Annotated in this window: 25 protein-coding genes and 1 tRNA gene; 8 read left to right on the forward strand and 18 right to left on the reverse strand. The window is 67.1% G+C overall.

The window, feature by feature from the left end:
• Positions 1 to 69 precede the first annotated feature (69 nt).
• The 4 genes from ACTJI2_RS03560 (at position 70) to bfr (ending at position 4,123) form a co-directional block, all read left to right on the forward strand.
• Positions 70 to 441 carry a Spx/MgsR family RNA polymerase-binding regulatory protein gene (locus tag ACTJI2_RS03560; RefSeq protein WP_203321587.1) on the forward strand — a complete coding sequence of 124 codons (372 nt, stop codon included), beginning with the start codon at positions 70 to 72 and terminating at the stop codon, positions 439 to 441.
• On the forward strand, positions 438 to 1,574 hold the full coding sequence (gene dapE / locus ACTJI2_RS03565; RefSeq protein WP_318288751.1) for a succinyl-diaminopimelate desuccinylase: 1,137 nt from the start codon (positions 438 to 440) through the stop codon (positions 1,572 to 1,574). Before ACTJI2_RS03560 ends, dapE begins: the two co-directional genes overlap by 4 nt.
• A 293-nt stretch (positions 1,575 to 1,867) precedes the next feature.
• Entirely contained in the window at positions 1,868 to 3,541 is a 1,674-nt protein-coding gene (asnB, locus tag ACTJI2_RS03570; protein WP_192197543.1) for an asparagine synthase B, read from the forward strand.
• Between the two features lie 96 nt (positions 3,542 to 3,637).
• Positions 3,638 to 4,123 (forward strand): bacterioferritin, encoded by a 486-nt coding sequence (bfr, locus tag ACTJI2_RS03575; protein ID WP_440841140.1) that lies wholly within the window; start codon positions 3,638 to 3,640, stop codon positions 4,121 to 4,123.
• Between the two features lie 49 nt (positions 4,124 to 4,172).
• Here bfr and ACTJI2_RS03580 read toward each other — a convergent pair whose 3' ends face one another.
• The 4 genes from ACTJI2_RS03580 to ACTJI2_RS03595 form a co-directional block, all read right to left on the reverse strand.
• Positions 4,173 to 4,832 (reverse strand): thiopurine S-methyltransferase, encoded by a 660-nt coding sequence (locus tag ACTJI2_RS03580; RefSeq protein WP_440841141.1) that lies wholly within the window; start codon positions 4,830 to 4,832, stop codon positions 4,173 to 4,175.
• A complete protein-coding gene (gene parC, locus ACTJI2_RS03585; RefSeq protein WP_440841142.1) occupies positions 4,832 to 7,075 on the reverse strand; it encodes a DNA topoisomerase IV subunit A in 2,244 nt (747 codons plus the stop codon). The genes ACTJI2_RS03580 and parC overlap by 1 nt, the downstream gene beginning before the upstream one ends.
• Before the next feature lie 116 nt (positions 7,076 to 7,191).
• The gene (locus tag ACTJI2_RS03590; protein WP_440841143.1) at positions 7,192 to 7,569 is read right to left on the reverse strand and encodes a carboxypeptidase-like regulatory domain-containing protein; all 378 of its coding nucleotides are present in this window, start codon (positions 7,567 to 7,569) and stop codon (positions 7,192 to 7,194) included.
• Positions 7,570 to 7,703: 134 nt separating this feature from the next.
• Positions 7,704 to 7,788: transfer RNA gene (locus ACTJI2_RS03595), tRNA-Leu, on the reverse strand.
• A 96-nt stretch (positions 7,789 to 7,884) separates the two neighbouring features.
• Between ACTJI2_RS03595 and rnr the strand changes: the two genes are divergently transcribed.
• The 3 genes from rnr to ACTJI2_RS03610 all read left to right on the forward strand — a co-directional run bounded on the left by rnr (position 7,885) and on the right by ACTJI2_RS03610 (position 12,452).
• Positions 7,885 to 10,314, forward strand: a complete 2,430-nt coding sequence (rnr, locus tag ACTJI2_RS03600; RefSeq protein WP_440841144.1) for a ribonuclease R — start codon at positions 7,885 to 7,887, stop codon at positions 10,312 to 10,314.
• Positions 10,315 to 10,476: 162 nt separating this feature from the next.
• A complete protein-coding gene (rlmB, locus tag ACTJI2_RS03605) occupies positions 10,477 to 11,223 on the forward strand; it encodes a 23S rRNA (guanosine(2251)-2'-O)-methyltransferase RlmB (protein ID WP_440841145.1) in 747 nt (248 codons plus the stop codon).
• 35 nt (positions 11,224 to 11,258) lie between these two features.
• Complete coding sequence (locus tag ACTJI2_RS03610; protein WP_440841147.1) at positions 11,259 to 12,452, forward strand: DmpA family aminopeptidase; 1,194 nt, start codon at positions 11,259 to 11,261, stop codon at positions 12,450 to 12,452.
• Positions 12,453 to 12,467: 15 nt separating this feature from the next.
• On the opposite strand, the gene ACTJI2_RS03615 is transcribed toward ACTJI2_RS03610, so the two are convergent.
• Positions 12,468 to 13,007 carry a helix-turn-helix domain-containing protein gene (locus ACTJI2_RS03615; RefSeq protein WP_183643104.1) on the reverse strand — a complete coding sequence of 180 codons (540 nt, stop codon included), beginning with the start codon at positions 13,005 to 13,007 and terminating at the stop codon, positions 12,468 to 12,470.
• Positions 13,008 to 13,122: 115 nt separating this feature from the next.
• Between ACTJI2_RS03615 and rhtA the strand changes: the two genes are divergently transcribed.
• Positions 13,123 to 14,013 carry a threonine/homoserine exporter RhtA gene (gene rhtA / locus ACTJI2_RS03620; RefSeq protein ID WP_440841148.1) on the forward strand — a complete coding sequence of 297 codons (891 nt, stop codon included), beginning with the start codon at positions 13,123 to 13,125 and terminating at the stop codon, positions 14,011 to 14,013.
• A gap of 21 nt (positions 14,014 to 14,034) precedes the next feature.
• Here rhtA and ACTJI2_RS03625 read toward each other — a convergent pair whose 3' ends face one another.
• From ACTJI2_RS03625 to pstS (ACTJI2_RS03685), 13 genes are all read right to left on the reverse strand, one after another.
• Positions 14,035 to 14,547 carry an O-acetyl-ADP-ribose deacetylase gene (locus tag ACTJI2_RS03625; protein WP_440841149.1) on the reverse strand — a complete coding sequence of 171 codons (513 nt, stop codon included), beginning with the start codon at positions 14,545 to 14,547 and terminating at the stop codon, positions 14,035 to 14,037.
• Positions 14,547 to 15,128 (reverse strand): methyltransferase family protein, encoded by a 582-nt coding sequence (locus ACTJI2_RS03630; RefSeq protein WP_440841150.1) that lies wholly within the window; start codon positions 15,126 to 15,128, stop codon positions 14,547 to 14,549. The genes ACTJI2_RS03625 and ACTJI2_RS03630 overlap by 1 nt, the downstream gene beginning before the upstream one ends.
• Before the next feature lie 48 nt (positions 15,129 to 15,176).
• Positions 15,177 to 15,800: a ribonuclease T gene (gene rnt, locus ACTJI2_RS03635; protein WP_183643092.1), complete on the reverse strand. Its 624-nt coding sequence runs from the start codon at positions 15,798 to 15,800 to the stop codon at positions 15,177 to 15,179.
• A 121-nt stretch (positions 15,801 to 15,921) separates the two neighbouring features.
• The gene (locus tag ACTJI2_RS03640) at positions 15,922 to 16,671 is read right to left on the reverse strand and encodes an HvfC family RiPP maturation protein (protein ID WP_440841151.1); all 750 of its coding nucleotides are present in this window, start codon (positions 16,669 to 16,671) and stop codon (positions 15,922 to 15,924) included.
• Positions 16,664 to 17,518, reverse strand: coding sequence for an HvfB family MNIO-type RiPP peptide maturase (locus ACTJI2_RS03645; protein WP_440841152.1), 855 nt, complete (start codon positions 17,516 to 17,518; stop codon positions 16,664 to 16,666). Before ACTJI2_RS03645 ends, ACTJI2_RS03640 begins: the two co-directional genes overlap by 8 nt.
• A 77-nt stretch (positions 17,519 to 17,595) precedes the next feature.
• On the reverse strand, positions 17,596 to 18,042 hold the full coding sequence (locus ACTJI2_RS03650; protein ID WP_183643086.1) for an HvfA family oxazolone/thioamide-modified RiPP metallophore: 447 nt from the start codon (positions 18,040 to 18,042) through the stop codon (positions 17,596 to 17,598).
• A 66-nt stretch (positions 18,043 to 18,108) separates the two neighbouring features.
• Positions 18,109 to 18,645 carry an RNA polymerase sigma factor gene (locus ACTJI2_RS03655; protein ID WP_440841153.1) on the reverse strand — a complete coding sequence of 179 codons (537 nt, stop codon included), beginning with the start codon at positions 18,643 to 18,645 and terminating at the stop codon, positions 18,109 to 18,111.
• A 132-nt stretch (positions 18,646 to 18,777) separates the two neighbouring features.
• The gene (gene phoU, locus ACTJI2_RS03660; protein WP_440841154.1) at positions 18,778 to 19,488 is read right to left on the reverse strand and encodes a phosphate signaling complex protein PhoU; all 711 of its coding nucleotides are present in this window, start codon (positions 19,486 to 19,488) and stop codon (positions 18,778 to 18,780) included.
• Between the two features lie 121 nt (positions 19,489 to 19,609).
• Positions 19,610 to 20,428: a phosphate ABC transporter ATP-binding protein PstB gene (gene pstB / locus ACTJI2_RS03665; RefSeq protein ID WP_183643077.1), complete on the reverse strand. Its 819-nt coding sequence runs from the start codon at positions 20,426 to 20,428 to the stop codon at positions 19,610 to 19,612.
• The gene (gene pstA, locus ACTJI2_RS03670; protein WP_183643074.1) at positions 20,421 to 21,272 is read right to left on the reverse strand and encodes a phosphate ABC transporter permease PstA; all 852 of its coding nucleotides are present in this window, start codon (positions 21,270 to 21,272) and stop codon (positions 20,421 to 20,423) included. Before pstA ends, pstB begins: the two co-directional genes overlap by 8 nt.
• Position 21,273: 1 nt before the next feature.
• Positions 21,274 to 22,245 carry a phosphate ABC transporter permease subunit PstC gene (pstC, locus tag ACTJI2_RS03675; RefSeq protein WP_183643071.1) on the reverse strand — a complete coding sequence of 324 codons (972 nt, stop codon included), beginning with the start codon at positions 22,243 to 22,245 and terminating at the stop codon, positions 21,274 to 21,276.
• A 76-nt stretch (positions 22,246 to 22,321) separates the two neighbouring features.
• A complete protein-coding gene (pstS, locus tag ACTJI2_RS03680; RefSeq protein WP_225562209.1) occupies positions 22,322 to 23,419 on the reverse strand; it encodes a phosphate ABC transporter substrate-binding protein PstS in 1,098 nt (365 codons plus the stop codon).
• A gap of 386 nt (positions 23,420 to 23,805) precedes the next feature.
• Positions 23,806 to 24,822, reverse strand: a complete 1,017-nt coding sequence (pstS, locus tag ACTJI2_RS03685; RefSeq protein WP_183643065.1) for a phosphate ABC transporter substrate-binding protein PstS — start codon at positions 24,820 to 24,822, stop codon at positions 23,806 to 23,808.
• Between the last annotated feature and the right edge of the window lie 166 nt (positions 24,823 to 24,988).

Below are 24,988 nucleotides of genomic sequence, written 5' to 3' on the forward strand. Positions count from 1 at the left end.
CGGCATGACGTTGCGCACGGACACGCGGAATCCATCGCGGGACGCGTGGCCGTGAAAAAGGATTCGAGCATGACCACGACGATCTACGGACTCAAGAACTGCGACACCTGCAAGAAGGCCACCAAGTGGCTTGATCGCTTCGAAGTCGCCCATGCCTTCATCGACTACCGCGACAACCGGCAGGCGCCCGAGGTGCTGAAGGACTGGGCCGATCACGCCGGGGGCTGGGACGCGCTGATCAACAAGTCCTCCACCACCTGGCGGCAGTTGCCGGAGAATCGCAAGTCGCCCGGTTCCGAAGCGGAATGGAAACTGCTGCTCAAGGAATACCCGCAGTTGATCCGCCGGCCCGTGGTCGTACGGGAGGAAGGCGGTGAAACCGTGTTTTCACAGGGCTTCAGTGACAATGGCTTCAAGAAGCTGTTCGGAGTCGGCAAGTGAGCGATGTCGTCGAGCTTTCCAGCGAACTGATCCGTCGCCATTCGGTGACTCCCGATGACGCGGGCTGCCAGCAAGTGCTGGCCACGCGCCTGACCGCCGCCGGATTCCGTTGCGAATCCCTGCGCTTCGGCGATGTCGAAAATCTCTGGGCCACCCACGGCAGCGGTGCGCCGGTGCTGGTGCTGCTCGGCCACACCGATGTGGTTCCGCCCGGCCCGCTGGATGCCTGGACCAGCGATCCCTTCATCCCGACGGTGCGCGACGGCGTGCTGTACGGGCGCGGCGCGGCCGACATGAAATGCAGCGTCGCCGCCTGCACGATCGCGCTGGAGCGCTTCGTCGACGCGCATCCGGATCATCCCGGAACGGTCGCGCTGCTGGTGACCTCGGACGAGGAGGGCGACGCCCTGGATGGCGTGAAGCTGGTCGCCGAAACCTTCCGCGAGCGCGGCCAGCGCATCGACTGGTGCATCACCGGCGAGCCTTCCTCCAAGGAGGTGCTGGGCGACCTGCTGCGCGTCGGCCGTCGCGGCACGCTCACCGGCACCCTGAGCGTGCGCGGGGTGCAGGGCCATGTGGCCTATCCGCACAAGGCGCTCAATCCGATCCACAAGGCGCTGCCGGCGCTGGCCGAACTCGCCGCGCGGGTCTGGGACGATGGCTACGAGACCTTTCCACCGACCAGCCTGCAGATTTCCAACATCAACGCCGGCACTGGCGCCAGCAACGTCATTCCGGGCGAACTGAAGCTGGTGTTCAACCTGCGCTTCAATCCCACCTGGACCGCCGCGCGCCTGGAAGAGGAGATCGAGTCGGTGCTGCGCCGGCACGAACTGGACTACGCCATCCACTGGCACCGCGGCGGAGAGCCGTTCTACACCCCGGAAGGCCATCTGCGCGCCACCGCGCGCCAGGTGCTGGCCGAGTTCTCGGGCGCGCCACCGGAAGAGAGTACGGCGGGCGGCACCTCCGACGCGCGTTTCATCGCCCCGCTCGGGGCCGAGTGCATCGAGATCGGCCCGGTCAACGCCAGTATCCACAAGGTTGACGAGAACATCGTGGTGGCGGAGCTGGAAGCGCTTCCTGGCCTCTACCAGCGATTGCTGGAGCGGCTCCTGCTGCCGGCCGCCTGAGTGGTCCGGGAATGGTTGCGGCTGAAACCATGACGAGGAACGCGCCCGGTACTTGCCAAGCCCCGCCGGGACCGGTTAGGGTCGCTCCCATGCTTCGTCTCGCCACAGCCGCCGCGAACAATTCGAACCGCCGCAACAATGCGCGTGCGAATAATCGTGCGTGGACGCTGCGGGTCTGCGACTAGGCATAGAAGTACCAGCCGGACACAGAAAACCCGCATCGCGAGATGCGGGTTTTTTTTCGCCCTTCGCCAGCCCTTCCTCTCCCAACCCCATTTCCCAGGAGTTTCCCCATGTGTTCCATCTTCGGCATTTTCGGCCTGCAGGCCGGTGACGACGCCACCGTCCTGCGCCGGCAGGCGCTGGAACTTTCCCAGCGGCAGCGCCATCGCGGCCCGGACTGGAGCGGCGTGCATCTGGACGACGGCGCCATCCTCGTCCACGAGCGCCTGGCGATCGTCGATCCCGCCGGCGGCTCGCAGCCGCTGCGCTCGGCCGACGGCGGCCTGGTGCTGGCGGTGAACGGCGAGATCTACAATCACCGCGAGCTGAAGAAGGAACTGCGCCAACCCTACGCGTTCCAGACCGGTTCGGACTGCGAAGTGATCAACGCGCTGTACCGAGAAGACACCCCGGAGTCGTTCCTCAACCGCCTCAACGGCATCTTCGCGTTCGCGCTGTGGGACGTGGCCGCGCGCCGTTTCCTGATCGCGCGCGACCCGATCGGCGTGTGCCCGTTGTACTGGGGACACGATCGCGAAGGCCGCCTGTGCGTGGCCTCGGAGATGAAGGCACTGGCGGATCTGTGCGCGGACGTCGCGCAGTTCCCGCCGGGGCACTACTACGACAGCGCCAGCGGCGAACTGAAGCCGTACTACGGCAAGGACTGGCGCAGCTACGACGCGGTGCAGGGCGTGGAAGTCACCCGCGAGGAGCTGCGCGAGGCGTTCGAGCGCGCCGTGCATCGCCAGCTGATGACCGACGTGCCGTACGGCGTGCTGTTGTCCGGCGGCCTGGATTCCTCGCTGGTCGCGGCGGTGGCCGCGCGTTTCGCGCGGCGCCGGGTGGAGGACGATGACACTTCCGAAGCCTGGTGGCCGCGTCTGCATTCCTTCGCGATCGGCCTGAAGGGTTCCCCGGATCTGGCCGCCGCGGAGGTTGCCGCGCAGGCGCTGGGCACCGTCCACCACGGATTCGAGTACACCTTCGAGGAAGGTCTGGACGCGCTGCCTGAAGTGATCCGCCACATCGAGACCTACGACGTCACCACCATCCGCGCTTCCACTCCGATGTTCCTGCTCGCGCGCCGGATCAAGGCGATGGGCGTGAAGATGGTGCTGTCGGGCGAGGGCTCGGACGAAATCTTCGGCGGCTACCTGTACTTCCACAAGGCGCCGAACGCACGCGAGTTCCATGAGGAGCTGGTGCGCAAGCTGGATGCGCTCTACAACTACGACTGCCTGCGCGCCAACAAGTCGATGATGGCCTGGGGCGTGGAGCCGCGCGTGCCGTTCCTCGACGTCGAATTCCTCGACGTGGCGATGCGGATGGACGCGCAGTACAAGATGGCCGGAAAGGGCCGGATCGAGAAGGCGGTGTTGCGCGAGGCGTTCGAGGGTTACCTGCCGGATTCGATCCTGTGGCGGCAGAAGGAGCAGTTCAGCGATGGCGTCGGCTACGGCTGGATCGATGGCCTGAAGGCGCATGCCGAGGCCCAGGTCAGCGACCGCGAACTGGCGGCGGCGGACAAGCGCTTCCCGATCAACCCGCCCCGGACCAAGGAAGCCTATTACTACCGTAGCCTGTTCGAGCGCTTCTACCCCGGCCAGGCCTGCGCCGAGACGGTGCCGGGCGGCAAGTCGATTGCGTGCTCCTCGCCGGCGGCGATTGCCTGGGACGCCAGTTTCGCGGCGGCCGCCGATCCGTCCGGCCGGGCGGTGGCGGGGGTGCACAACGCGGCCCTGTGAGGGCCGCGAAAGCGGCTGCGAGTGCGACTGATTCCGATTAGAACACCGGCGCCCGGCTTCGGGCATCATGCGCGGCAGTTGCAAGGAGTTGAACCCATGAAAGGCCATCCCGAAGTTGTCGATTACCTCAAGCAGTTGCTGCGTGGCGAGCTGTCCGCGCGTGACCAGTACTTCATCCATTCCCGTCGCTACGAGGACATGGGACTGATCGCGCTCTACGAACGCATCGACCACGAGATGCAGGAGGAGACCGAGCATGCCGACGCGCTGCTGCGGCGGATCCTGTTCCTGGAGGGCGATCCGGACATGAGCCCGACGCCGTTCACTTCAGGGCGCACGGTCGAGGAAATGCTGCAGCGGGATCTGGAAGTGGAGTACGAGGTCCGCGCCAATCTCGCCAAGGGCGTGGCGCTGTGCGAACGGCACGGCGACTTCGTCAGTCGCGAGATCCTGCAGACCCAGCTGAAGGATACCGAGGAGGATCACGCGCACTGGCTGGAGCAGCAGTTGGGCCTGATCAAGCGCATCGGACTGGAAAACTACCTGACCGCGCGACTCGCGCAGAAATCCTCGGTCGAGTGACTTCGCTGGAAGATGAAACACACCCCGGCGGCGACGCCGGGTTTTTTTTTCAGGCGCGCTTTCGCAGTTGGTAGACCGCGGTGTGCAGGGCGGTGACGCCCTCGGCGCGGAAGCTGGCCTCGTTGGCGAGGATGTCGCGGCGCTCCAGCCGCTCGATGTCCCAGCGATTCGCGAACAGGCGATGGACTTCGTCTTCGTCGACCGAGAACGGCGGGCCGTTCTTTTCCGGTTGCGGATATTCCAGCGTGATCAGCAGGCTGCGGCAGCCGACGGGGAGGCGACCATAGACCTCGTCGGCATAGCGCGCGCGCAGTTCCGGCGGGAGCGCGATCAGCGCGGCGCGATCGTAGACGGCCTCGCATGTCGCCAGGGTGGTGGCGTCCAGCGCGAACACGTCGCCGAGCATCAGCTCGATGCCATCGACCGCGTGCAGGCGACCGGCCGGCGTGTCGGTGACCCGCGGACGCAGGTCGTTTTCCTCGAAGAACTGCCGCACGGCGAGCGGCGACAGTTCGGCGCCCAGCACCGGATGGCCCTGCGCGGCCAGCCAGATCATGTCCAGCGTCTTTCCCGCCAGCGGCACGAACACCCGCCCGCCGGCGTTTATCGCCAGCGCCGGCCAGTGCTGGACCAGCAGCGGCATCACCTCTCCCCGATGGAAGCCGATGCGGCCCTCGCGCCAGCGTTCCAGCCAGAACTCCGGCTGCATCACTCCACCCCGAGCCCGTCGACCTTCTGCCAGCCGCGCGGCAGCAGGCCGCCACGGGTCGCGCGCGCGCCGAGGTAGGCGTCCAGATCCTTGAACGACAGCGACATCGTGCGCTGTCCGCTGCGTACCTGCAGGGTGTTGCCCGGAGACACGGCGGCGATCGCGACCACCCGTTCGGTGCCGAGCTTGGCCTTGGGGATGTCGATGATCTTGTTGCCCTTGCCCTTGTCCAGTTCCGGCAGCTCGCTGATCGGGAACGCCAGCAGGTGACCGGCGGTGGTCACCGCGACGATGCGGTCGGTGTCCGGATTGGCGATCGGGGCCGGTTGCAGCACGCGCGCGCCGGTGGTCAGGTTGAACATTGCCTTGCCGGCCTTCTGGCGGCCGGTCAGGTTCTCGAAGCGGGTGACGAAGCCGTAGCCATGCGAGGACGCCAGCACCAGCCGGGTGTCGTTGTCGCCACTGGCCAGGGCCTGGAACGAGGCGCCGGCGGCCGGCGAGAAACGGCCCGTCAGTGGTTCGCCGTTGCCGCGCGCGGAAGGCAGGGTGTGCACGGCGGTGGAGTAGCTGCGGCCTTCCGAATCCAGGAACGCCACTTGCTGGGTGCTGCGCGAACGCACCGCCGCCAGCAGGCTGTCGCCTTCACGGTAGGACAGTCCGGCGGCATCGACTTCATGGCCCTTGGCCGCGCGGATCCAGCCCTTCTCAGACAGCACCACGGTCATCGGCTCGGCGGCCACCAGATCGGTTTCATCCAGCGCCTGCGCGGCATCGCGCTGCACCAGCGGCGAACGGCGGGCGTCGCCGAACTTCTTGGCGTCGGCGGTCAGCTCGTCCTTGATCAGCTTCTTGAGCTTGGCCTTGGATTCCAGGATGGACTGCAGCTTTTCGCGTTCGGCGGCCAGTTCGTCCTGCTCGCTGCGGATTTTCATTTCCTCCAGCCGCGCCAGCTGGCGCAGCTTGGTGTCGAGGATGTAGTCGGCCTGATCCTCGGTCAGCTTGAACCGTGCAATCAGCGCGGGCTTGGGCTCATCCTCGGTGCGGATGATGCGGATGACCTCGTCCAAGTTGAGGAACGCGATCAACAAGCCTTCCAACAGGTGCAGGCGGCGATCGACCTTCTCCAGCCGGTGCTTGAGCCGGCGGGTGACGGTTTCGTAGCGGAAGCTGAGCCATTCGGTCAGCAGCATCTTCAGGTTCTTGACCTGCGGACGCCCGTCCAGGCCGATGATGTTGAGGTTGACCCGGTAGCTCTTTTCCAGGTCGGTGGTGGCGAACAGATGGCCCATCAACTGTTCGACGTCGACCCGGTTGGAACGCGGAATCAGCACCACCCGCACCGGGTTGGCGTGATCGGATTCGTCGCGGATGTCCTCCAGCCAGGGCAGCTTCTTGGCGCGCATCTGGGTGGCGATCTGCTCGATTACCTTGGACGGCGAGACCTGGTAGGGCAGCGCGTTGATGACCAGATTGCCGTTTTCCTTGGCGTAGGTGGCGCGCGCGCGAACGCTGCCGTTGCCGGTTTCATACATCGCCCGGAGATCCGACAGCGGCGTGATGATTTCCGCGGTGGTGGGATAGTCCGGTCCATGCACGTGTTCGCACAGATCGGCGACGGTGGCGTCCGGATCATCGATCAGGCGGATGCACGCGCTGACGATCTCGTTGAGGTTGTGCGGCGGCACATCGGTGGCCATGCCCACGGCGATGCCGGTTGTGCCGTTGAGCAGCAGGTGCGGCAGGCGCGCCGGCATCCAGGTCGGCTCTTCCAAGGTGCCGTCGAAGTTGGGCGTCCAATCCACCGTGCCCTGGCCGAGTTCGCCCAGCAGCACTTCGGCGATCGGGGTCAGCTTGGCCTCGGTGTAGCGCATGGCCGCGAACGACTTGGGATCGTCGGGTGAACCGAAGTTGCCCTGGCCCTCGATCAGCGGATAGCGGTACGAGAACGGCTGCGCCATCAGCACCATCGCCTCGTAGCAGGCGCTGTCGCCGTGCGGGTGGTACTTGCCGATGACATCGCCGACGGTGCGCGCGGACTTCTTTGGCTTGGAGGCGGCGCTGAGCCCCTGTTCGCTCATCGAATAGATGATCCGGCGCTGCACCGGCTTGAGGCCATCGCCGATGAAGGGCAGGGCGCGGTCCAGCACCACGTACATCGAGTAGTCCAGGTAGGCGCGTTCGGCGTACTCGCGCAGGGGGATCTGTTCGAAGCCGTGGAAGGAGGTGCGGATGGTGTCGCTCATCGGTTGCGTCGGTCTGCGGATTGTTCCAATCGGGCAATTCTACCGGTCAACGGCCTGATCCATGCCCAAAAGAAAAGCCCCGCGATGCGGGGCTTTCCTGGCGAAGCGAGTGGAACTCAATTGCCGGCGGACGGTGCCGGTGACGGCGCGGGATCCGCCCCGGTCGCGGCGTCGTCGGCCTTCGGGGTCGGCGGTCGCGCGGTACCGCCCGGACGCAGGGTCACCGTGGCATTGAGGACGTTCTCCTCGCCACGGACAATCTTCACCTCATAGGTGCCCAGCGGGAGCGAGCGAAACCGGTACTTGCCGTCTTCATCTGCCACGGTCTCGCGCTTGAGGCCGGTGCCGGTATTGGCGACGTACACCTTGTCGCCGGGCGACGCGTCGCCGTTGATGTTGCCGTCGGCGCGCTGCGCAAACGCCGTGAATGCCACCAGCAGGAGTGCCGTCGCCGCAGCGAACAGTCCCGCCTTCTTGCCGAATGCCTTGATCATGTCCTTCTCTCCCTGAGGAGAGCGCACATTCACGCGCCGCCCCGGGGCGGGGACAGTGGCGGAAGTCATGGTTACAGATACAAAAAAACCCGCCGGAGCGGGGTTTCGTGTCGGCGGATTCCGCCGGTTTGCAGTGGTGCCCAGGAGAGGACTCGAACCTCCACGGTTTTACCCGCTAGTACCTGAAACTAGTGCGTCTACCAATTCCGCCACCTGGGCGAGGTGTGCAGGCCGCGAATTCTGGAGGTCGCGTCGGACTTTGTCAACGGTTGTTTTTCTCACGGCCGGCATTCAGGCGGGGTGTAACATGCCCGCATGAGCAAAAACACAAGCAGGAAAGGCGGCAAGGCCGCACCCGGAAAGGGCAGCAGGGGCGGCGCCGGAGCCGCATCGGGTGGTCCGCGCAAGAAGGCCGCGCTCCCACCCTGGATGCCGGATCTGCCGCCGTCGCGCGGCAAGGCCGCGGCGCCGAAACCTTCCCCCGGGCGTGGCCCGCGGCCTGGCGGACGTGGCTCCTCCTTCACCGATCCGCATGCCGCGCGTGAAGCCGCGCGCTACGACAACCCCATTCCCAGCCGCGAGGCCATCCTCGGCCTGCTGGAAGCGTCGGATGGCCCGCAGACGGCCGAAGAGATCGCCCCCCGGCTGGGCCTGACCGCGCCGGACCGTTTCGAGGCGCTGGGCAAGCGCCTGGCGGCCATGCTGCGCGACGGCCAGGTGGTGCAGAACCGCCGTGGCGGCTATGCGCCGGTGCAGCAGACCGACCTGGTCGCCGGCGTGGTCATCGCCAATCCGGACGGGTTCGGCTTCCTGCGCCCGGACGCCGGCGGCGACGATCTGTTCCTGCCGCCGTACGAGATGCGCAAGGTGATGCACGGGGATCGCGTGCTGGCCAACGTCACCGGCATCGATCACCGCGGCCGCCGCGAAGGCAGCATCGCGCGGGTGCTCGAACACCGCCTGACCCGCCTCATCGGGCGCTTCGGTTTTGAAGCCGGCATCGCCTACGTGGCGCCGGACGACAAGCGCGTGCAACGCAACGTGCAGATTCCGCCGGACGCGACCCAGGGCGCGCGCGACGGCCAACTGGTGGTCTGCGAACTGACCCAGCCGCCGGACGCGCGGCGTCCGCCCATCGGCCGGATCCTGGCGGTGCTTGGCGACAAGCTGACGCCTTCGCTGGTGGTGGAAGCCGCCATCCACGGCCATGACATTCCCCACGAGTTCCCGCCGGAAGTGCTGGCCGAGGCCACCGCCGTGCCGTTGGTGGTGGAGGAAGGCATGCTGGACGGGCGCGTGGATCTGCGCGCCGTGCCGCTGGTCACCATCGATGGCGAGGACGCCAAGGATTTCGACGACGCGGTCTACTGCGAGACCAGCCGTACCGGCTTCCGCCTGATCGTCGCCATCGCCGACGTGTCGCATTACGTCCGTCCCGGTACGCCGCTGGACGACGAGGCGCAGAAGCGCGCGACCTCGGTGTACTTCCCCGGTTTCGTGGTGCCGATGCTGCCGGAGACCCTGTCCAACGGCATCTGTTCGCTGAACCCGAAGGTCGATCGCATGTGTTTCGTCTGCGACATGCAGATCGATCACGATGGCCAGGTCACTCGCTCCAAGTTCTACGAAGCGGTGATGAACTCGCACGCGCGCCTGACCTATACCCAGGTCTGGAACGCGGTCGGCCTGGACGACGAGGAGGCGAAGCGCCAGGTGGGCGCGCAGTTGCCGCAGGTCGAGCGCCTGCACCAGCTGTACCAGGTGCTGGCCAAGGCGCGCCAGCAGCGCGGCGCGATCGAGTTCGAATCCTCCGAGGTCCGCTTCGTGCTGGACAACCGCGGCGAAGTCACCCAGGCGGGCATGCTCCAGCGCAACGACGCGCACAAGCTGATCGAGGAATGCATGATCGCGGCGAACGTGGAGGCGGCGAAGTACCTGCTGCAGAAACGCGTTCCCGCGCCATACCGCATCCACGAGAAGCCGCCGGAATCCAAGTTCGAGGATCTGCTGGAGTTCCTCAAGGAGTTCAAGCTGAGCCTGCCGGCCTGGGGCAAGGTGCAGCCGCGCGACTACACCAGGCTGCTGAAGAAGATCCGCGACCGTCCGGATGCCGCGTTGCTGGAATCGGTGCTGCTGCGCAGCCAGAGCCTTGCGGTCTACGCGCCGGACAACGTCGGCCACTTCGGCCTGGCGCTGGAGGCGTACGCGCATTTCACCTCGCCGATCCGGCGCTATCCGGACTTGCTGGTGCACCGTGCGATCAAATACGCGCTCAAGGGCGGCAAGCCCGACAAGTACCTGTATCCGCCGCACGAGATGGCCGCGCTGGCGCTGCAATGCTCCGAGCGCGAGCGCCGTGCCGACGAGGCCGAACGCGAGGTCGACGAGCGCTACCGCGCGGCGTGGATGGAAAAGCACATCGGCGGCCAGTTCGAAGGCGTCATCAGCGGCGTGACCAGCTTCGGCCTGTTCGTCGAACTGGACGAATCCAAGGTCAACGGCCTGGTCCACGTCACCCAGCTGCCGCACGACTATTACCACTTCGATCCCATCCGCAAGACCCTGTCCGGCGAACGCCGCGGCAAGCAGTACCGGCTGGGCGATCGCGTGCGCATCATCGTGCTCAAGGCCAGCCTGGAGGAACGCAAGATCGATTTCCGCCTGGTCGAGGACAAGGCGGAACAGGGCGTGCCGGCGCCCCCGCCGCGCGGCCAGCCGGCCCGGCGCAAAAAGCAGGCTTATTGATATTCCGTCGGGGGTAGACATCTCCGGCGTGGTAATGGAAAGCAAATCCCCCGTAGCCCCCTTTGACAAAGGGGGCAAAAGCCGGATGCTTTCCCGATTCCCGATTCCCGATTCCCGATTCCCGATTCCCGATTCCCGATTCCCGATTCCCGATTCCCGATTATGAGCAAACAGAACCAATGGATTGTCGGCGTCAACGCGGTGGCCTCGGCCATCGAGAACGATGCCGATCACGTGCGTGAGGTCCTGGTCGAGGGCGGCAGCAAGAACGCGCGCCTGACCGAGATCGAGGAGAACGCGCGCCGCAAGGGCATCGAGGTGCGCCGGGTGACCGCGCAGGCGCTGGACGGCGTCGGCGGCAATGTGCGCCACCAGGGTGTGGCCGCGCGCTATGCGGCCGCGCGGACCTGGGACGAGAACGAACTGGAAGGCCTGGTCGAGGCCGCCGAAGGCAAGGCGCTGCTGCTGGTGCTGGATGGCGTGCAGGATCCGCACAACCTCGGCGCCTGCCTGCGCAGCGCGGCGGCGGCGGGCGTGACCGCGGTGGTGATTCCCAAGGACAAATCAGCCACGGTCAACGCGACCGTGCGCAAGACCTCGGTCGGCGCGGCCGATCGGATTCCGGTGGTGGCGGTGACCAACCTGTCGCGCTGCCTGCGGGATCTGCAGAAGCAGGGCGTGTGGATCTACGGCTTGGCCGGCGAAGCCGACGTGTCGTTGTACGCCACCGACCTGCGTGGCAACGTCGCGCTGGTGCTCGGTGGCGAGGCCGACGGCCTGCGCCGGTTGACCCGCGAGCACTGCGACGGCCTGGTGAAGATCCCGATGCCGGGCGACATCGAAAGCCTCAACGTGTCGGTGGCCGCCGGCATCACCCTGTTCGAGGCGGTCCGCCAGCGCCTGGGCTGAGCCGCGTCGGCGGCGAAGACGATAGGATGGCGCGCATGCCTACCATGCGCCCCTTCCGTTCCGTCCTCGCGCGGCTGCTCGCCGTCGCCCTGCTGATGTCCGCTGCCTGTGCCGCGTCGGCGCAGTCGTCCGAACGCGTGCGCGCCCGTGATCTGGGCGTGGCGCCGGGCATCTTCCCCACCGGCACGCATAACGCCATCACCGACGTGGCCGGGGTACGGGTGGGGCAGGTGACCCTGCGCGAGGGCGAGCGCGTGCGCACCGGCGTCACCGCGATCCTGCCGCATGCCGGCAACGCCTACCGTTCGCGGGTTCCGGCGGCGCTGCATGTCGGCAACGGTTTCGGCAAGTTCATCGGCGCCACCCAGGTGAACGAACTGGGCGAACTGGAAACCCCGATCCTGCTGACCTGCACGCTGTGCGTGTGGAAGGCCGCCGACGCGATGGCGGCGTGGCTGCTGGAGCAGCCGGACATGCAACAGGTGCAGTCGATCAATCCGATGGTGGGCGAAACCAACGATGGCGGCCTGAACGACATCCGCGCGCGGCCGGTGACCGCCGAAGCGGTGCGCGAGGCCTTGACCGGCGCCCGTGACGGACCGGTGCAGGAAGGCAGTGTCGGCGCCGGCACCGGCACGGTCGCCTTCGGCTGGAAAGGCGGCATCGGCACCTCGTCGCGGGTGTTGCCGGCCTCGCTGGGTGGCTGGACGGTGGGCGTGCTGGTGCAGAGCAACTTCGGCGGCGTGCTGCAGGTGCAGGGCGCGCCGGTCGGCCGTGAGCTGGAACGGTTCGCCTTCCAGGAAGCGGTCGCCGCCAAGCTGCCGAATCCGGGGCTGGCCGACGATCGCGGCGACGGGTCGATCATCATCGTCATCGCCACCGATGCGCCGCTGGGCGATCGCAACCTCGGCAGGGTTGCCTCCCGCGCGATGATGGGATTGGGCAGGACCGGCAGTTCGGCCTCCAATGGCAGCGGCGACTATGCGCTGGCATTCTCCACCGCCGACTCGGTGCGCCGCCGCTTTGGCGAACCTCGCCGCACCACCACCGAACTGGCCAACGACGAAATGAGCGCGGTGTTCCAGGCCACCACCGAGGCGGTGGAGGAAGCGATCTACAACTCGCTGTTCATGGCCACCACCACGCACGGCAATGGCCAGACGGTCGAGGTGATTCCGCTGGACCGCGTGCGAGCCATCCTGGCGAAGTACGGCATCCGCCCGCGCTGAGATTCCGCCGCGGGCTCAGTGCACCACGTTGCGGACGAAACGCAGCGGAACGGTGCCGTCGTTGCGGTAGGCGTAGTCGCGATCGCTGGGGAAGACGAAGAAATCGCCCGCGTCGATCCGCTGTTCGCCTTCCGGCAATTCCAGGGTCAGGCAACCTTCGATGATGTAGAACATCTCGTGCCAGCCGGCCGGATCGGCGAACGAGGTGTAACGCTCGCCCGGCATCAGGGTCCAGGACCAGAATTCGACTTCGCCGCGGGCCGGCACGCTGGCCAGCAGGACCGCCTGCGAAGCGGGATCGCGGCCACTCCAGGCCAGGGCTTCGATGCGCTCGCGGCTGGCCCCGACCGGCGCCTGGACCAGATCCGCGAACTTCACCCCCAGCGCCTCGGCGATCCGATCCAGCGTATTGAGGCTGACGTTGGCGTCGCCCGACTCGATACCGACCAGCATGCGCCGGCTGACCTCGGAGGCGTCGGCCAGGGCCTGCTGGCTCAGGCCCGCGGCCTGGCGCAGGCGGCGGACGTTTTCGGCGACGTGTTCCAGAACGCTCATGAGGTGATTGCGCAATATGTTGCACAGCGGTTAAGCTGCCTGTGTGCAATATAGTGCACCGAATTCTTCCCCTCAAGCGCCAGCCCGGCCGGGCTCGGCGATCGCAGGTCATGTCGTGAACACCGTCCGTACCTCCTCCCATCACTCGCTGTGGCTGCCGATTGGCCTGCTGCTGATTGCGATGGCGTCCATCCAGCTCGGCGCCTCGCTGGCCAAGAGCCTGTTCCCGGCCGTGGGCGCCTCTGGCGCGACCGCGCTGCGCTTGGGTGTGGCGACCGTGCTGCTGGCGGTGGCGTTCCGGCCGTGGCGGGTGCGGGTCCAGCGCGATCACTGGCCGGCGCTGCTGGTCTACGGTGCGTCGCTGGGCCTGATGAACCTGTTGTTCTACAAGGCGCTGGAAACCATCCCGCTGGGCATCGCGATCTCGCTGGAGTTCACCGGCCCGCTGGCGGTCGCGCTGTTCGGCTCGCGCCGGCTGCGAGACGTGGCCTGGGTCGCGCTGGCGGTCGCCGGCCTGCTGATGCTGCTGCCGAAGGGGCAGGAGCAGGCGCTGGATCCGGTCGGCATGGCCTATGCGCTGGGTGCGGGCCTGTGCTGGGCGCTGTACATCCTGTTCGGACAGAAGGCCGGCGCCGAACACGGTCCGCAGACCGTGGCGCTGGGCTCGATCATCGCCGCCGCGGTCGCGGTGCCGTTCGGCATCGCCCATGCCGGCACCGATCTGCTGTCGCCGGCCTTGTTGCCGGTGGCGCTGGCGGTCGCGCTGCTGTCGACGGCGATTCCGTACAGCCTGGAAATGGTCGCGCTGACCCGTTTGCCGACCCGCACCTTCGGCATGCTGATGAGCCTGGAGCCCGCGTTCGGCGCGATGTCCGGCCTGCTGTTCCTGCACGAGCAGCTCAGCGGAATGCAGTGGCTGGCGATCGGCGCGATCATCCTGGCCTCCGCCGGCACCGCGATGACCGCGCGGGCGCCGGTGCATGAGCCCGGCGCGGGCGAGGGCTGACAACCCGCGACTTCGCGCGGATCAGCCGAATGCTAGCAGGCGTCGGTAGATCGCCAGGTCGTCCGCGGAGAAACAGCAGAAAAGCACGAGGTCGGGCATTTCGTCCCCGGCGAGTTCCACCCGCACGGTGTCGACCGCGATGCGCGCGGCCGGTTCCGCGGGAAAGCCGAAGATACCGGTGCTGATGCACGGGAACGCGATGCTGCGCAGGCGGTGCGCGCGCGCCAGTTGCAGGCTGCGCCGGTAGCAGGAAGCGAGCAACGCCGCTTCATCGTGACCGCCGCCACGCCAGACCGGCCCCACCGTGTGGATGACATGGTGCGCCGGCAGGCGGTGGCCGCCGGTGATTTTCGCATCGCCGGTCTCGCAGCCGCCCAGCAGGCGGCATTCGGCGACCAGCGCCGGCCCGGCGGCGCGATGAATCGCGCCGTCCACGCCACCGCCCCCCAACAGCGAGCTATTCGCCGCGTTGACGATCGCGTCCATCGCCAGGGTGGTGATGTCGGCGTGGCGCGCGTCCAGGCGAGCGGTCATCAGAACAGTCCCGGAATCAGCGCGCGGGTACGACGCTGGTAGGCGAGATAAGGCTCGCCGAAGCGTTCGCGCAGCCAGCGCTCCTCGTGGCGCAGCTTGTACCAGAACGAGGCGGCGACGATGGCCAGGGCCAGCAGGCCGCGCCAGTCGCCCACCGCGATGGCGGTGCCGAGGAAGGCGAGCAGGAGCCCGCTGTAGATCGGATGGCGCACATGGCGGTATGGCCCCGCCTGGATCAGTTCATGGTCGCGCTTGATCTGCACTTCGCTGCTCCAGTTGCGGCCGAGCAGGAACCGCGCCCAACACGCCAGGCCAAGCCCAGCCAGCGTCAACAGCAGGCCGATCGTTTTGACCGAAACGTTCTTCGGGACGAACCGCTCCTGCAACAGGCTGTCGCCGAACCATTCGCCGGGGCCGAGCAGCACGACGGCGAGCGCCAGCGGCAGCCAGTAGGCGCACAGGCGCAGCCACAGCGGCTCGGCGCGGACGACCGGCTTGGTGTCGCGCGCGCTGGCAATCCAGTACAGCAGGAAGCCGAGCCAGGGCAGGTAATGCAGCCATCCCGGGATTGCTTCGTACATCGCATGCTCCGGCTTGGAAGAAGCGCCGGGCGCATCGCGGGCAAGGAATCAGACCGGCGAAGGCCAGGCGTTGGCGATCTTGCAGAACAGCCGCGCGGTCTGCTCGGCGTCGTACACCGCCGAGTGCGCGTCTTCCGCGCTCCACTCGAAACCGGCGGCCTGCACCGCGCGCGCCAGCACGGTCTGGCCGTAAGCCACGCCGGCCAGGGTCACCGTGTCGAACACGCTGAAGGGGTGGAACGGGTTGCGCTTGTGGCCGACCCGGGTCACCGCGGCATTGAGGAAGTTGAGATCGAAATGCGCGTTGTGGCCGACCAGGATCGCGCGCTGGCAACCGTGCCGCTTGACCGCCGCGCGCACCGGCGCGAACACGTGATCCAGCGCCTCGCGCTCGGGCTTGGCGAAGCGGAACGGGTGATCCAGGACGATGCCGGTGATTTCCAGCGATTTCGGATCGATGTCCAGCCCGGGCGCGGGATGCAGGTGCGCGCTGGTGGTCTGGCCGGGCACGAACAGGCCGTTCTCGTCGAGCTCGATCGGCACCGCCGCCAGTTCCAGCAGGGCGTGGCGGTTCCAGTCGAAGCCGCCGGTCTCCACGTCCACCACCACCGGCAGGTAGCCGCGGAAGCGGCGGGCCATGGGCGTGGTGGCGGGCAACTCGGCGGCGTTCATGGGCGACAGGGTAGCAGAGCGCGACGACGCTTTTGCTGCGCGCGGATGAATGCGGATCGATGCCGCGCGTCGTACCCGATATCGAAACCGGCGGGCAGCCGATGGTCGCGCGGCGACGAACTCAGCCGGGCAGGGCGGTACCCAGCAGGCTGCCTTCGCGGCGCATCCGCACCAGCATCGCCTCGCCTTGCGCGATGAAGCCGTCATCGGCCGGCACGCCGGCTTCGGCCGCCAGTTGCCGCAGGGCCTGGCGGCCGCTCAGGCGACGTTCGCCGAGCAGTTCGAACAGGCGATAGACCAGCGGCGACAGATCCGCGAAACGGATCGCGTGGTCCGCGTCGCGGCGAACGAGCAGCAGGGTTGGGGTGGCAGGCGGTGCCGACGGCCGGTACTCCGGCCCGATGCGCGGCACCGGCCACTGATAGGCGAGCGCCCAGGCCCATGGCGAAGTGACGGGCATGCCGTCCAGCAGGTCGCCATCCGGATCATGGCGCGGCGCGGGCTCGTCGCTGATCTGCAAGGCCAGTTCCACCCATTCGTAATGCGCCAGTTCGGCCAGCCAGGGCGCGTCTTCGCGGACCGGGCGATCCTGCAGGAAGCGGATGAATTCCCGCGCCACCTCCGGAAACAGCGGTGTGCGGCTACGGTGCAGGGCGTAGAACCCGCGCACCAGTTCCCGCCAGTCCGCGTCGCCCAGGGTTCGCCGGATGACCGGGAAATTGCCGGCCAGCAAGCCTTCGATGTTGTTGAAGAACAGATCCCGGTAGATCGCCATGCGGCGATCCTCGATACCGGGCGGCGCGGGATACCGCTGCGGATCACGCAGGTGCCGCGCGAACGCGAACTGCTGCTCGCGCAGATGCTCAGCCATGCGCGCTCTCGCGCGGCGTGGCCCGCGCCTGCAAGTCGCGGATGCGACCGAGTTCGGTCAGCAGCATCGCCAGCGGCGGGAAGTTGAAGTCGCGTTCCAGCAATGTCGGGCGCACGCCATGCAGGCGATAGGCGTCCGCCAGCAGTGTCCAGACGTCTTCCTTCACGTCGGCGCCATGGGTGTCGATCTTCAGATCGTCGGCCTCGTCGTAGTGGCCGGCGATATGGTACGAGGCGATGCGCCGCGACGGCATGCGCGCAAGGAAGCCGCGCGCGTCATAGCCGTGGTTGATCGCGTTGACGTAGATGTTGTTGACGTCCAGCAGCAGATCGCAGTCGGCTTCGTCCAGCACCGCGTTGACGAAATCGACTTCGGCCATGGCCTGGTACGGCGCCGCGTAGTAGGACACGTTCTCCACCGCGATGCGGCGGTCCAGCGCGTCCTGCACCTGGCGGATGCGGGCGGCGACGTGGTGCACCGCTTCCTCGGTGAACGGAATCGGCATCAGATCGTAGAGATGGCCATCGTCGGCGCAGTAGCTCAGGTGCTCGCTGTACAGCGCGACCTGGTGGCGATCCAGGAAACGGCGGGTCCGCGCCAGGAAGGTATCGTCCAGCGGTTCGACACCTCCCAGTGACAGCGACAGGCCATGGCAGGTCAGCGGCGCGCGCGAGGTGAGTTGTTCCAGCGCTTCGCCCAGGCGTCCGCCCACGCCGATCCAGTTGTCCGGCGCGCATTCGAGGAAATCGAAATCACCGGGCGCGGCGGCCAGCAATTGATCCAGCAGCCCGCGGCGCAGGCCGAGGCCGGCGGAGACGGGCGCGGGAGACAGGTGGGAGGAAACCACGTCGGCAGCGGGGAAGCGGTGGCCCGGCCATCACCCTCCCCCGGACGGGGGAGGGCACGGAACACGGGCCGCTCGGATCAGGCCGCGCCGCCGCACTTGCCTTCGCCGCACTTGCCTTCGTGCGCGGCCTTGCCGTCGGCCTTGGCGCCATCCTTCTTGTCGCCGCCGCACTTGCCTTCACCACACTTGCCCTCGTGATGGGCCTTGGCCTCGGCGGCATCGATGAAGCCGTCCTTGTTGGTGTCGATGGCGGTGAACTTGTCGCTCTTGCCGGGATGGGCGGTGTCGAACTCGGCCTTGGAGACCTTGCCGTCCTTGTCGGTGTCGGCCTTCTCGATGCCGCACTTGCCTTCACCGCACTTGCCCTCGGCCGTCTTGGCATCGGCGGCCTTGGCATCCTGGGCGGCGAGCAGGTAACCCTGCGAGAGCGGTTCCATCGCGAAAGCCGAACCCGCGAGAACGATGCCGCCGGCCAGCGCGGTGCACATGGCGAGGGCGACGGGCTTCTGGTTGGACTTGGACATTGCAGTTTCTCCAGTTGAGGTGCGGGGGTTCCGCACGGCAGGGGGCGCCAGTGTAATCCGGCGTTGTTAGGGAAGTGTGGGGTCTGCGCAGAGGTATTCGCGGGCCAGCGCGCGGGCCCGGTGCAGGCGGGATTTGACCGCCTGCGGGGTCAGCTGCAGCTGTTCGGCAAGCTCTTCGATGGTCATGCCTTCCAGGTCGCGCAGCAGCAGGATTTGGCGATAGTGGGCTGGAAGCGTTTCCAGCACCCGCGCGACATCATGGCCGAGTTCGACCGGTTCGAAATGGGTGGGAGGCAGCAGGTCCTCGGTCACCGCCTCTCCGGTCAACAGGCGCAGGCCGCGCTTGAGCCGGTTGCACTCCCGCTTGACGATGCGGAACAGCCAGGAAGTGAAGGCCTCGACCGCGCGCAGGTCGCCGATCCGGCGGGATACCAGCAGCAGGCTCTCCTGCACCGCGTCCTCGGCGTCGTTGACCACGCAGTGGTATTCCGCGTAGCGGCGCAGGTTCTGCCGCGAAATCGCCAGCACGCGCTGCAACGCCGCCGCGTCGCCGGCGCGCGCGGCCATCAGGTCCTCGATGCTTGCGATGGCTGCTCCACTCATCCGTCGTCGTTCTCCGTCAGTCAGCATCGCGCGTCCGCGCCATGTCCGCCAGCTGGAAAGAGAACGGGGGCGGGCGAAAGGATTCGCCCGCCCCCGGATTGGGTCAGCCGCTATTCAGCCCTGGAGCAGGGATCAGACCGCGCCGGTGGTGCTGGTCTCGTCGCGCTTGTCGCGGGCCGGCAGCGGCTGGTCGCCGTGGATCAGGAACCACACGTTCTCGGCGATGTTGGTCGCGTGGTCGCCGATGCGTTCCAGGTTCTTGGCCATGAACAGCAGGTGCGTGCACGGGGTGATGTTGCGCGGGTCTTCCATCATGTAGGTCAGCAGCTCGCGGAACAGCGCGGTGTAATGGGCGTCCAGTTCGGCGTCGCGTTCGCGGACCTGCAGGGCGCGGGCGTCGTCGTTGTTCTGGTAGGCGACCAGCACTTCGCGCACCTGCTGCGCGGCCAGCTTGCCCAGCGCGCGCAGGCCGGTGATCTGCGGCATCGGCGGCGAGACGTTGAGGGCGATGGAGCGCTTGGCCACGTTGGCGGCGTAATCGCCGATCCGCTCGATGTCCGCCGGAATGCGCAGGCCGGCGAGAATCTCGCGCAGGTCGCGCGCCATCGGGCCGCGCAGGGCCAGGTGCATCACGTCGTGGCTGATCTGCTGTTCCAGCGTATCGATGGCCTCGTCGTTGGCGATGATGCGCTGGGCGGCGCGGTCGTCGCGGCGTTCGATGACATCGAGGGCGGCTTCCAGCTGCGCCACGGCAATCTCGCCCATGCGCACGATCTCGGCCACCAGCCGGCGCTGTTCTTCGTCGTAACTTTTCACAATGTGCTCGTGCGGTTGGGTGTTCATGGATGAGGGCCGGGATTGGGGATTGGGGATTCGGGATTGGCAGGAGCGGACGGGAGCGGGGACGGGGTGGGAGCCGAAGTTGCGAATCCCGAATCCCGAATCTCCAATCCCGCGGGACGTTTCATCCGAAACGTCCCGTGATGTAATCCTCGGTCTGCTGCTTGCTGGGCTTGGAGAAGATCGTCGCGGTGGCATCGTGCTCGATCAGCTCGCCCAGGTACATGAAGGCCGTGTAGTCGGAAACGCGCGCGGCCTGCTGCATGTTGTGGGTGACGATCGCGATGGTGTAGTCCTGCTTCAGCTCCTCGATCAGCTGTTCGATCTTGCTGGTCGAGATCGGATCCAGTGCCGAGGTCGGCTCGTCCAGCAGGATCACGTCCGGACGCAGGGCGACCGCGCGGGCGATGCACAGGCGCTGCTGCTGGCCGCCGGACAGGCCCAGCGCGCTCTGCTTCAGCTTGTCCTTCGCCTCGTCCCACAGCGCCGCCTGGCGCAGGGCCTGCTCCACGCGCACGTCCATGTCGGCACGGCCGATGCGCTCGTGGTGGCGGATGCCGTAGGCGACGTTTTCATAGATCGTCATGGGGAACGGAACCGGCTTCTGGAACACCATGCCCACCTTGCTGCGCAGGCGGTTCATCGGGTACTTGGGATCCAGGATGTTCTGGTCGTCCAGCAGCACCTCGCCCTTGGCTTCCAGCTTCGGGTACAGCGAATAGATGCGATTGAAGATCCGCAGCAGGGTCGACTTGCCGCAGCCGGACGGGCCGATCAGCGCGGTGACCCGCTTTTCCGGGATCTCCAGGTTGATGCCCTTCAGGGCATGGAAACCGCCGTAGTAGAAATCCAGGTTCTTGGCCGCCAGCTTCACGCGGGCCGGCGCGCCGGCCTCGACTTCGCGCTGCGGGGTCGCGACCGAGATACGGGCCACGTCATTCATGGGTCACCTTGTTTCGCAGGAGGATGGTCCGGGCCAACAGACTGAGCAGCAGCACCAGCGCGGTCACCAGGAACGCACCGGCCCAGGCCAGCGAGTTCCAGGAGTCGTACGGGCTCATGGCGTACTGGTAGATGACCATGGGCAGGTTGGCCATCGGCTGCATCAGGTCGGTGCTCCAGAACTGGTTGTTGAAGGCGGTGAACAGCAGCGGCGCGGTTTCGCCGCTGATGCGCGCCAGCGCCAGCAGCACGCCGGTCACCACGCCGGGCAGGGCCGAGCGCAGCAGTACCTGGGTGGTCACCTTCCATTGCGGCACGCCCAGCGACAGCGCGGCTTCGCGCATCTGCTGCGGCACCAGCCGCAGCATCTCGTCGGTGGTGCGGACGATCACCGGCAGGGCGATGAAGGCCAGCGCGACCGCGCCCGCCAGGCCGGACCAGTGTCCCATCTGCGCCACCATCACGGTGTAGATGAACAGGCCCAGCACGATGGACGGCGCCGACAGCAGGATGTCGTTGACGAAGCGGATGGTCTCGCCCAGCCAATGCTTGTTGGCGTACTCGGCCAGGTAGGTGCCGGCGGCGATGCCGATCGGCGTGCCGAGCACGATCGCCAGCAGGCTGATCACCACGCTGCCGAAGATGGCGTTGAGCAGGCCGCCGGGTTCATTCGGCGGCGGCGTCATCATGGTGAACAGGTCCAGGTTCAGGCTGCCCAGGCCCTTGGTGATCGTGGTCCACAGGATCCAGACCAGCCACATCAGGCCGAAGATCGCCGCGGCGATCGACAGGGTCAGCGCGATGACGTTCTTGACCTTGCGCCAGGTGTACAGGGAGGCGGACATGTCAGTTGCCCTCGCGCTTGGCGAGCTGGCGCAGCATCAGGCGGGCGGCAGCCAGCACGATGAAGGTCAGCAGGAACAGGGTGAAGCCCAGCAGCAGCAGCGAGCCGCGGTGCAGCGGGTCGGTGGCTTCGGCGAATTCGTTGGCGATGGTCGCCGCGATCGAGGTGCCCGGTTCCAGCAGCGCCGCGCTGATCGCGTAGGCGTTGCCGATGACGAAGGTCACCGCCATCGTCTCGCCGAGCGCGCGGCCCAGGCCGAGGAACACGCCGCCGATGACCGCCGAGCGGGTGTAGGGCAGCACGATGTCCCACATCACTTCCCAGCGGGTCGAACCGAGCGCGTAGGCCGATTCCTTCAGCCGGCCGGGCACGGTCAGGAACACTTCGCGCATCACCGAGGACACGAACGGGATGACCATGATCGCCAGCACCAGGCCGGCAGTCAGCATGCCGATGCCCAGCGGCGGGCCGGAAAACAGCAGGCCGATGCCGGGAATCTGGCCCAGGTTCTCGTCAATCCACGGATAGACGTATTCGCTCAGTTGCGGCGCCAGTACGAACAGGCCCCACATGCCGTAGATGATCGAGGGGATGCCGGCCAGCAGTTCGATCGCCATGCCGACCGGCCCGCGCATCCAGGTGGGCGCGACCTCGGTCAGGAACAGCGCGATGCCGAAGCTGACCGGCACCGCGATCACCATCGCGATGGTGGCGCTGACCAGGGTTCCGTAGATCGGTACCAGCGCGCCGAATTCGCGCGTGCCCACGTTCCATTCGGTGCTGGTGAAAAAGCCCAGGCCGAAAGTCTGCAGGGCTTCACGGCCGCCCCACAGCATCGACAAGGCGGCGGCGATCAGGGAGATCAGGACGAACAGGCCGGCGGCGGTGAGCGTCCAGCGGAACAGGCGATCGGCGCGCGCGTCGCGGGCGGTGCGCAGATCGACCAGGGAAGCGGGGAGGGCGGCGGTATTCATGCGGTCGGGAAGTCCGGGCCGGCGTTGCGTGGGGGGAGGCGTGGCCGCGGTCAGGCGGCCACGCGCGGGGCACGGATCAGAGCTTGATTTCCGCCGCCCAGTACGCTTCGACCTGCTTCACCAGTTCCGGCGGCAGCGGCACGTAGTCCAGCTGTTCGGCCTGCGGCTTGCCCTGTTCGTAGGCCCACTTGAAGAAGTCCAGCGTGTTCTTCGCGCGCGCCGCATCCTTGGGCTGCTTGTAGACCAGGATGAAGTTGGTCGCGGTGATCGGCCAGGCGTCCGCGCCCGGCGCGTTGGTGATCACCAGGTTGAAGTCCTTGGCACCGGCCCAGTCGGCGCTGGCGGCGGCGGCGGCGAAGCTTTCCGCGGTCGGCTGCACGAAGTTGCCCGCGGCGTTCTGCAGCGAGGCGTAGGCCATCTTGTTCTGCTCGGCGTAGGCCAGTTCGACGTAGCCGATGGAGTTCTTCAGCTGGCGCACGTAGGCGGCCACGCCCTCGTTGCCCTTGCCGCCGACACCGCCGGCCCAGTTCACCGAGGTGCCTTCGCCCACCTTGCTCTTCCACTCCGGGCTGACTTTGGACAGGTAGTTGACGAAGTTGAAGGTGGTGCCCGAGCCGTCAGAACGGTGCACGCTGTTGATCTTCTCGGCCGGCAGCTTCAGGCCGGCGTTGAGGGCGACGATGGCCGGGTCGTTCCAGGTGGTGATCTTGCCGAGGAAGATGTCGGCCAGGACCGGGCCGCTCAGCTTGAGCTGGCCGGACTCGATGCCGGCGACATTGATGACCGGAACCACGCCGCCGATGACCGACGGGAACTGGCCCAGGCCGGCCTGCGCCAGTTCTTCCGGCGACAGCGGCTTGTCGGAGGAACCGAAATCGACCGTGGCCGCCTTGATCTGGGCGATGCCGCCGCCGGAACCGATCGACTGGTAGTTGATCTTGGCGCCGGTGCTCTGGTTGTAGTCGCTGGACCAGCGGGCCATCAGCGGATAGATGAACGAGGCGCCCGCGCCGGTGATCTCGGCGGTCACCTTGGCCGCGCCGGTGCCGGCGTCCTGGCCGGCAGGCGTGGTGCCGGAGGCCGCCGGGGCGTCGGAGGCGGGCTTGCAGCCGGCGACGAACAGGGTGGCGGCGACGGCGAGGGCCGCGAGGCGGACCGGCGAAGCGAAGGACATGGCGGGCTCCATAACGTGGGCGGTTTGTGTCATGCCGGCTATGAAATGATGTTTTTGTTACAGCGTGATGACATTGTGGCCGGCGTCGGATTTCCGGCACTCGCCACGGACCGGGAGGTAGGAGCGCCGTCCCCGGCGCGAGCTCTTCCGACCCGCCGCCTGGTCGGGTAACGGATAGCTCTGGCTTGGGGCGGGACAGGTGCTTCCGATTGGCGCGGAAAAGCTCGCGGCCGGAGGCCGCTCCTACGGTTGGGGGAAGGGAGATCTCCCGCGGCATAAAAAAAGCGGGCCAGAAGGCCCGCTTGGACAAAGATGCCAGTTGGTTTGAGAGAGGGGATCCCGACCGCGCGGGAGAGAGGGGTACGCGGCCGGGATCGGGGAGAGGATTACTTCAGGTTCTGCGACCAGTAGGTTTCGATCTGCTTGACCAGCGGATCCGGCAGCGGGACGTAGTCCAGCGCCTTGGCCTGGCCATCGCCGTTGGCATAGACCCAGCTGAAGAATTCCTGGGTGGCCTTGGTGCCGGCCGGGTTCTTCGGCTGCTTGCTGACCAGGATGAAGTTGGTCGCGGTGATCGGCCAGGAATTGGCGCCCGGGGCGTTGGTCATCACCAGGTAGAAATCCTTGGCGGTACCCCATTCGGCGCTGGCGGCGGCGGCCGAGAAGGTCTCGTCGCTGGGCAGCACGTAGTTGCCGGCGGCGTTCTTCAGGCGCGAGTAGGCCATCTTGTTCTGCAGCGCGTAGGACAGTTCGACGTAGCCGATGCCACCCTTGATCTGCTTGACGTACGCGGCGACGCCTTCGTTGCCCTTGCCGCCGATGCCGGTCGGCCACTGCACGGAGGTGCCTTCACCGACCTGGCTCTTCCACTCGCCGCTGACCTTGGACAGGTAGTTGACGAAGTTGAAGGTGGTGCCCGAACCGTCGGAACGGTGGACGACGGTGATCTTCTGCGCTGGCAGCTGCACGCCGCCGTTGAGCGCGACGATGCGCGGGTCGTTCCACATCTTCACCTTGCCCAGGAAGATGTCGGCCAGCAGGTCGCCGTCGAGCTTCAGCGCGCCCGAGGGCACGCCCGGCACGTTGATGACCGGCACCACGCCGCCGATCACCGACGGGAACTGGGCGAGGTTGAACTTGGCCAGCTCGTCCGGCTTCAGCGGGGCATCGGACGAACCGAAGTCGACCGTGCCGGCCTTGATCTGGGCAATACCGCCACCGGAACCGATGGACTGGTAGTTGACCTTCTTCTGGGTGGCCTTGGCGTAGTCGGCCGACCACTTGGTCATGACCGGGTAGACGAACGACGCGCCGGCGCCGGTGACGTCGGCAGCGGCGGCCTGGGCCGAGAGCGCGCCGGCGATGGCCAGCACGGCGACGCGGGTCTTGAACGAGTTGAACACGGATGGCTCCTGGGAGTGGCGTAGCGGCACGGTGTGCCGTCGGCGTGCATTTCACGACGTTTGCGTGACAGCGCCATGTCGCCTTCATGACAGCCGGATGACAGGCGACCGGGGGCCTCAGCCGGTCGGGGAGCCCCTTGTACGGAGGCCAAGAGCTCGCGCCGGG

Source organism: Pseudoxanthomonas sp. 22568, assembly GCF_052044485.1.
Taxonomy (GTDB): Bacteria; Pseudomonadota; Gammaproteobacteria; order Xanthomonadales; family Xanthomonadaceae; genus Pseudoxanthomonas_A; species Pseudoxanthomonas_A beigongshangi.

Excerpts from the sequence above, each read along its gene's own strand:
- pstA (WP_183643074.1), bottom strand. The coding sequence starts at position 21,272 with ATGTCCGCCTCCCTGTACACCTGGCGCAAGGTCAAGAACGTCATCGCG.
- ACTJI2_RS03610 (WP_440841147.1), top strand. The coding sequence starts at position 11,259 with ATGCCTACCATGCGCCCCTTCCGTTCCGTCCTCGCGCGGCTGCTCGCC.
- rnt (WP_183643092.1), bottom strand. The coding sequence starts at position 15,800 with ATGAACGCCGCCGAGTTGCCCGCCACCACGCCCATGGCCCGCCGCTTC.
- ACTJI2_RS03655 (WP_440841153.1), bottom strand. The coding sequence starts at position 18,645 with ATGAGTGGAGCAGCCATCGCAAGCATCGAGGACCTGATGGCCGCGCGC.
- phoU (WP_440841154.1), bottom strand. The coding sequence starts at position 19,488 with ATGAACACCCAACCGCACGAGCACATTGTGAAAAGTTACGACGAAGAA.
- ACTJI2_RS03640 (WP_440841151.1), bottom strand. The coding sequence starts at position 16,671 with ATGGCTGAGCATCTGCGCGAGCAGCAGTTCGCGTTCGCGCGGCACCTG.
- ACTJI2_RS03650 (WP_183643086.1), bottom strand. The coding sequence starts at position 18,042 with ATGTCCAAGTCCAACCAGAAGCCCGTCGCCCTCGCCATGTGCACCGCG.
- pstC (WP_183643071.1), bottom strand. The coding sequence starts at position 22,245 with ATGAATACCGCCGCCCTCCCCGCTTCCCTGGTCGATCTGCGCACCGCC.
- ACTJI2_RS03625 (WP_440841149.1), bottom strand. The coding sequence starts at position 14,547 with ATGACCGCTCGCCTGGACGCGCGCCACGCCGACATCACCACCCTGGCG.
- rlmB (WP_440841145.1), top strand. The coding sequence starts at position 10,477 with ATGAGCAAACAGAACCAATGGATTGTCGGCGTCAACGCGGTGGCCTCG.
- ACTJI2_RS03630 (WP_440841150.1), bottom strand. The coding sequence starts at position 15,128 with ATGTACGAAGCAATCCCGGGATGGCTGCATTACCTGCCCTGGCTCGGC.
- pstB (WP_183643077.1), bottom strand. The coding sequence starts at position 20,428 with ATGAATGACGTGGCCCGTATCTCGGTCGCGACCCCGCAGCGCGAAGTC.
- asnB (WP_192197543.1), top strand. The coding sequence starts at position 1,868 with ATGTGTTCCATCTTCGGCATTTTCGGCCTGCAGGCCGGTGACGACGCC.
- bfr (WP_440841140.1), top strand. The coding sequence starts at position 3,638 with ATGAAAGGCCATCCCGAAGTTGTCGATTACCTCAAGCAGTTGCTGCGT.
- ACTJI2_RS03615 (WP_183643104.1), bottom strand. The coding sequence starts at position 13,007 with ATGAGCGTTCTGGAACACGTCGCCGAAAACGTCCGCCGCCTGCGCCAG.
- parC (WP_440841142.1), bottom strand. The coding sequence starts at position 7,075 with ATGAGCGACACCATCCGCACCTCCTTCCACGGCTTCGAACAGATCCCC.
- ACTJI2_RS03560 (WP_203321587.1), top strand. The coding sequence starts at position 70 with ATGACCACGACGATCTACGGACTCAAGAACTGCGACACCTGCAAGAAG.
- rnr (WP_440841144.1), top strand. The coding sequence starts at position 7,885 with ATGAGCAAAAACACAAGCAGGAAAGGCGGCAAGGCCGCACCCGGAAAG.
- pstS (WP_225562209.1), bottom strand. The coding sequence starts at position 23,419 with ATGTCCTTCGCTTCGCCGGTCCGCCTCGCGGCCCTCGCCGTCGCCGCC.
- ACTJI2_RS03580 (WP_440841141.1), bottom strand. The coding sequence starts at position 4,832 with ATGCAGCCGGAGTTCTGGCTGGAACGCTGGCGCGAGGGCCGCATCGGC.
- ACTJI2_RS03590 (WP_440841143.1), bottom strand. The coding sequence starts at position 7,569 with ATGATCAAGGCATTCGGCAAGAAGGCGGGACTGTTCGCTGCGGCGACG.